Source organism: Actinomycetota bacterium, from assembly GCA_013152275.1.
GTDB lineage: Bacteria > Actinomycetota > Acidimicrobiia > Spongiisociales > UBA4744 > BMS3Bbin01.
The window spans coordinates 1-5,952 of record JAADGS010000069.1 but is presented as its reverse complement, the minus strand read 5'-3'; the positions used below and the strand labels follow the sequence as shown (position 1 = coordinate 5,952).

General features: G+C 63.3%; 7 protein-coding genes. 4 read left to right on the top strand and 3 right to left on the bottom strand.

Translation table 11 applies throughout. The features are described 5' to 3' along the window. Positions 1-660 precede the first annotated feature (660 nt). The 3 genes from GXP34_10975 to GXP34_10965 all read right to left on the bottom strand — a co-directional run bounded on the left by GXP34_10975 (position 661) and on the right by GXP34_10965 (position 2,960). Entirely contained in the window at positions 661-1,743 is a 1,083-nt protein-coding gene (locus GXP34_10975; protein ID NOY56494.1) for a hypothetical protein, read from the bottom strand. Next, positions 1,731-2,033 (bottom strand): metal-sulfur cluster assembly factor, encoded by a 303-nt coding sequence (locus GXP34_10970; GenBank protein NOY56493.1) that lies wholly within the window; start codon positions 2,031-2,033, stop codon positions 1,731-1,733. Before GXP34_10970 ends, GXP34_10975 begins: the two co-directional genes overlap by 13 nt. A 426-nt stretch (positions 2,034-2,459) precedes the next feature. Then, positions 2,460-2,960, bottom strand: a complete 501-nt coding sequence (locus tag GXP34_10965) for a hypothetical protein (protein NOY56492.1) — start codon at positions 2,958-2,960, stop codon at positions 2,460-2,462. 691 nt (positions 2,961-3,651) lie between these two features. On the opposite strand from GXP34_10965, the gene GXP34_10960 reads away from it, so the two are divergent. The 4 genes from GXP34_10960 to GXP34_10945 all read left to right on the top strand — a co-directional run. Continuing rightward, positions 3,652-4,014: a hypothetical protein gene (locus tag GXP34_10960; protein ID NOY56491.1), complete on the top strand. Its 363-nt coding sequence runs from the start codon at positions 3,652-3,654 to the stop codon at positions 4,012-4,014. 34 nt (positions 4,015-4,048) lie between these two features. Beyond that, positions 4,049-4,633, top strand: a complete 585-nt coding sequence (locus GXP34_10955; protein ID NOY56490.1) for an RNA polymerase sigma factor — start codon at positions 4,049-4,051, stop codon at positions 4,631-4,633. Beyond that, positions 4,630-5,583 (top strand): hypothetical protein, encoded by a 954-nt coding sequence (locus GXP34_10950; protein NOY56489.1) that lies wholly within the window; start codon positions 4,630-4,632, stop codon positions 5,581-5,583. The genes GXP34_10955 and GXP34_10950 overlap by 4 nt, the downstream gene beginning before the upstream one ends. Positions 5,584-5,796: 213 nt before the next feature. Continuing rightward, a partial coding sequence (locus GXP34_10945; protein NOY56488.1) for a hypothetical protein occupies positions 5,797-5,952 on the top strand: 156 nt, incomplete at its 3' end.

Genomic DNA, 5,952 nt, shown 5'->3' with positions numbered 1-5,952 from the left:
GGTTTCGTGGAGCTTCCACGAAACCCGGGACGGTTGATTCCGAGTTCCCTGTGGGTGCTTTTGATCGGGCCGTTGGTATGTGTTCCCGGCTCCTGTCGTACTCTCAGCGGCAGGGGTGACGAGTTCGCTCGCGGCAGAACCCGTGCGAACGATCAGCTTGGGCGAGCCTCGCGTCCATCGGTGAGTCGACACGGAAGATGTGACGGCTCGCTCCTCTTTGACCAACAGCCAGGGCGTCCACCCAACCGGGGGCGCTCTCACAAGGTGATCGCACAAGGCCGGCGACGGGGCCGCCAAGGCACCATGGCCAGGCGCTCGGGTGTGCCCCGTCGGGAGGGTCTGCGGGATACACCGAGGTCTCGTCGACTCATACGGGATCGTCCGGGGCCAGAAGGCGGGCGCAACGAATCGATGCCAGGATGCACGTACCTTTCCGAGGGACGGATCCTGCCCGCCGCCGTTGGGCACGAACCTCCTGCAGCCCGTGTCCTGACAACGTGCGGCTTGAGCGAATCGGTACCCGACCGAGTACACATCATGTCCGCAAAGGTCGTGGTTTCGCCTGGAGTATGAAGTTGCGCTCCGATAGCGGCGGCGCCACCGAGATCTGCGATCGCCAGGTGCGCGCACACGCAGGCTTGTTGGGATGCGATCCGTAGATCAGCTCCTGTGTCTCGCTGCGATGACGGAGCCGGCGGTGACTCCAAGGAACAGGATGACTGCGACGACGGTGAACATCCCACCCCACTGCCACAGCCTTCCGTTCGAGGTGAGGGATCCGACGACCCTGACCAGAAGGGCCACGTGGAGGAGTACGAGATGGCCGTAGAAGACTCGGTGGTAGGGCAGGTCGAGACCGAACACGCCCGGCACCACGATCGGGGCATGAGCGAAGATCATCGACATCACAAAACCCAGGAAGACGGCGTGGAGCGCTGCGTCATACCCGTAGCCGGTCAACCCGCCCAACCCCCAAAGCACGCCGCCGACAGCCAGCCAGCCATACCCGGCAAGGAGCGCCACGGCGATGTGGCGGGGCAGTCCAGGAATACGGATCGTGCGACGAGCCAGATCATGGCTCCCCATCCACAACGCCAGTGCCGTCATGCCCACTCCGGCGATTCTGCCTCCGACAGCCGGGGAGGCGACGGTCGTTGCCGTTCCCACCAGATACACCAGCAGTGCCCAACCGAACGGTCCGAGGATTCTCGTCGTGCCGCCACCCATCCGTGCCAGCTCGAGCCGTTCTCCCACGATGGTGAGCACCAGGAACGCCGCCATCCAAGGGACGATCCTGGCCATGTCCGTCGGTAGACCCGCCCAGACGGCGGTGGCCACCACCCAGGCGACCGCTCCCAGCGCCATCACGGCCATGTGGAGCTCCGGCTGAATCCTCAACCCTTCCACATACACCGCGGTCACCAGCACCGCCCCGAGGAAGATCAGCACCGCACCGATGATCGGCGGCAGCCCGACCAGCAGCAGGATCACACCGAGGCCGGTCAGCACGGGGCCGGCGAATGCCCACCGCCTGCCCAGACCCACGGCCCGCTCCAGGGCGATGACCGTACCGAGAAAACCGAACACCATCATCGGCCCATGCATCTGCGGATAGGGGGCTGTCGCAAACGCACTCCATCCCAGCCGAGCCAACCCGGCCCAGAGCGCAACAATCAATGCCAGCACGGCAGGAATGAGCATCCAGAGGGGGGCGGCGGCTCGGCGGGTGGTCAACCGACCCAACCCAAGGATCGTCGGGCCTCGTCGCTCATCATCGACGGGTTCCAGGGCGGCTCGTAGACGGTATGTACTTCGACCGACTCGACTTCAGGGAACGCCAGCAGGCGGGCCTCCACCGCCTGGGTGAGGTACGAGCCGAGCGGGCAAAGCGGAGTCGTGACCGTGATGACGACCATCACGGCCTCCTCCCCTATGAAGATGTCGTACACCAACCCGAGGTCGACGATGTTCACACCGACCTCCGGGTCGATCACATCTCTGAGCGAGTCACGCACCTGCTGTTCCGTCACCATGGGCAAAAAGGGTACCCTCGTGACAGCACCTAACTTTCCCGGTCACACGAAAAACCGTCCCACCTCGGGCGACGCTCGCCGCTTGACGCCTCGCCATCTGGGACACGTGAGTTGGACAGCCATACTCACGATCGCTCGGAGGAGCCGATCGTTCCACACGAAGCGGAGTCCCTGTGTGCAGTGATCTGACCGGAGTGCCGGGTGTCGGCATGACGGGGCCCCGTTGGTGTGACCATTGCGGTTCGTGGAGGGGTCGGAGCATCCGAAGCCCGTTCCCGACACTGGTCAACTTTATCGGCTCGCTTGCTTAGTTCTGCTGCGGTAGAAACCAGGACCAGACGCAATGTGAGCCGAGCGGAAACGGGGAGTTGGTCGGCCGTGGTCCTGGGTGATTGGTGTGGAAAGGTCAGTGTCGCGGAGGTGGTCTCATGGCATGCTGTGCCGACTGTCGACCGCAGGTGGAGGGCTGGATGTGTCGTCGTGCTCGTCGAAGCCGGCCACGATCGCCAGGCCAACGAGAAGCCACATCGGCACTGCGAGGGACTCGCCGGCGAAGTGCATCTGCACCGACCACAACCACGATCCCATCGGCGTTCCGGGCCAACCCCAGGAGAACATCGGCAGGCTCATGGCAAGAAAGAACGGCACGACAGCCATCCCGACGGCTCGTAGAGGCACGAAGCCTCGGCTCACGGGGTGGGGCCGGAGGGCGAACCCAACGGCGGCACCGGCCAAGAGCACCATTCCCGCTGCAATGAACCATCTCCACAACTCACCGTTTGAGTACGTCCTCGCAACTGCATTCCGGTAGTTCTCAAACTGGCGGTCGGCTTGATAGATGAGCACGATGGAGACGAGCGTAAGGGCGATACGCAGGGTCACGGACCGCCGGCGCACGCGCCACGTGGAGGGGCTTTCGGTGGTCACGAACGACCAATCCACAACATAGTGCAAACTATACACTACGAGGCCGCTTCTTGGAGAGGTGGGCCTCGTAGTGTCGCTTCAAGGGTGACGCTGCCCTTCTGCCCTGGAAGGAACTATGTGCAAGATCCAGAACGCGCTGCCGAGGGGAAGGAGCGTATCGCTCATCGTCCGGAGCGACATTGAGCAGCAAGCGCTCAGGGTCCGATACTCCACCCTCGTCATCACTCCTGGTCACGGTCTTCTTGTTCCGGACTGATGCGAGCCATCGCTCATCGGGAAACGGCGAGTTTGAGGGTTCCTGACAGGGTCGCCGGCACTGACATCGGAAAGGTATGAAAAGCCAAAGGTGGCATCGGCAACCTGTGCTCGATGGCGGCGACGTCGATCTTCGGCACGGAGTCGCACGCTCGGCGCCGATCTGCTCCTCGTGGTGGTGTGCTATCGAACTGATCGTGTGATCGAGGCGGCGTCTGGTGGTCGTGGTCTGAGCTGATTGCACGTCGGGGCGACGTGGCCGCCGTCAAGCGGCCCGAGACTGGTGCACTCTCGAATCGTCCATCCGCTAGTTGCGTCCACGGTTTCTGATGGGGGCGAGAGAGCGTCGCACTGCGTCGTTACTGTGGTTGCGACGGAGGGCGATGGCGAGCTTGTCCTGTCGCCGCCCCACTGTTACGGCACTTTCTCTGAGGCGATGCTTGACGCGTCTGATGGTCGGCTGCGACTCCCTGTGGGAACGCCGGGTTCCATCGTATTCTCCGATAGCAAGGTCGGCGTGACGGTCGCTTCGTTCACGCTGGGGATCCACTACGACGGCTACGGCGGATCCGGTTCCTCGATTTCGGTGGTGGGGTCGTCGTGTGCGGGAGGTTGGTGGAATACGTCTGGGTTCTGGGATAATCGGATCTCATCGTCTTTCAACGGCTGCTATCGCCTGAAGCATCACGACGGACCCAATCGGACCGGGGGATTCGAGTCGACGACCGGTTCGGGATCGATTCATGATCTGACGTTCTTCAACAATCGGGCGGAGTCGGTGTCCTACTGGTCGTCATAGTCGGCGGCGAGGTGTCGGTAGGGTTCGGTTCCTGGTGCATGATCCTGTCGCGGACAACGTGCTCATTGAGCGGTCTCTCACCGATCCTGCGTGGTTCGATGAGATCTACCGACGTTACCGGGATGATGTGTTCCGGTTTGTAGCCAGACGGGTTCAGAGAAACGACGCGGCCGACCTCACCGGTGAGGTGTTCGCCCGTGCGTTTCAGTTGTGCTCTCGGTTCGACTTGTCGAGGGAAAACGCTCGTCCGTGGCTGTTCGGCATCGCCCACAACATTGTCGGAGACCATCTACGGAAGCAGTGGGTGAGAAGGTCGAGGGGGCCGGCAATCGCCGCAGGTTGGCTGAACGTTCAGATCGACCCCGCCGTCGACGCGGCGGCAGCGGCAGACGCTGCGCGGGTCCGAGCCGAGGTCGTCGCGGCTTTGGGCAAGCTTCACCGTAGGGATAGGGAGCCGCTGCTGATGGTGGCTCTCGACGGCCTGTCGTACCGCGAGGTGGCTGAAATCCTGGGGATCCCGGTAGGCACCGTCCGATCGCGGATTCACCGTGCCAGGGTTCGGCTGTGTGAACTCCTTCCCGAAGCTGCACAAAGAGTGGTGGAGGAGGACGAATTATGAATCCGATCGATCGTTTGTTGCGAACCGCGCTCGTGGAGCGTGCACCTACCGAACGCGAGATCGAACGCATCGACGCCCGGTACCGGGCAGCGTCCCGTGCGGATGGCCGGACCGTCAGACACCGGCCGTGGGTGTTGTCGCGGCCGGTGATCGTCGTCGCGGCGGTCGTTGTCCTGGTCGCGGCGGCCGTCGTGATCCAGGCGGTCCGTCCCGGAGCCGTGAGCGCCTCGCTCCAAGAGATCGCGTACGCCGCCGGTGTCGTCGATGTCTCGACCCTCGGTTCCGGCGACTACTACTACACCGAATCGACAGCGACGAACCTCGCCGTTACCAGCGTTCCCGGCTCCGAGGAGCGGATCGCATACCTTGTTCCGGAGACTCGACGCGTCTGGGTGAGTCGCACGGGAACCTTCGTCATCGAAGTCACATTGCATGCTCCGGTCTTTTTCGACGACGAGAGCCGGGCCCTCTACTACCGGAACGGGATGGATGTCGGCGACCGGATAGGTTTGACGACCATTACCGCCCAAAGCTCGACACACACGGCGCTGGAGCAGGACTGGCCCACCGACCCGGACGCACTCGAACGGATGATCAGAGCCAAACCGTCGGTGCAGACCGACACGGACGTTGTCAACTTCGCGCTCAGCTTGATCCGGGAGTCGCCTGCGTCGCCGCAGCTTCGCGCGGCGACCATTCTGCTCCTCGCGAACCTTCACCTGCGCATCGTTGATCGCACGGAGACCAACACAACGTTTGAGACGATTCCCACCGGCCGAGACGACTCGATCATCAGATTCGAGCTGCGCAACGATGGACAGCTCCTGCGGATCCAAGACCGCACGATCGACGGGTTTCCCAGCCTCGGCATCCCATCGGGCTTCGTGATCTCGGACGCCAGCTACGGGCCGACGACACTCGTCGAGGAGGTGGCTACCAGTGGCCAGTGAACTGGAGCCTGAACCGACCTCGCGACGCACACAAACTGGAGTGTGTGGAGTGGCGGGTCGACGTTCGACGGGCTGTGTCATGTGGTGGGCTCCGGCTGGGACGTCATCCTCAATCGTCGTACCGTCGGAGTCCACCCGGAAGCGTGCCGTTGGAGGTCTCCGAGGAGCCCGGCCGGCTTCACCGGTAGTGTCCGATGTGATGAGGAAGGTGTGATGAAGCGTCGATGGGTTGCGCTGTGGGTGGCGGTGGCGATCGTGGGTGTTGGCGCGTTGGGGTTCTGGGCTGGCCGGAGGGCGTTGGTTCCGCCGGGGAATCCGTTGACGGGGGCCGAGGCTGTGACCTATGCGGTGGGGGAGGGTGAGGTTGGC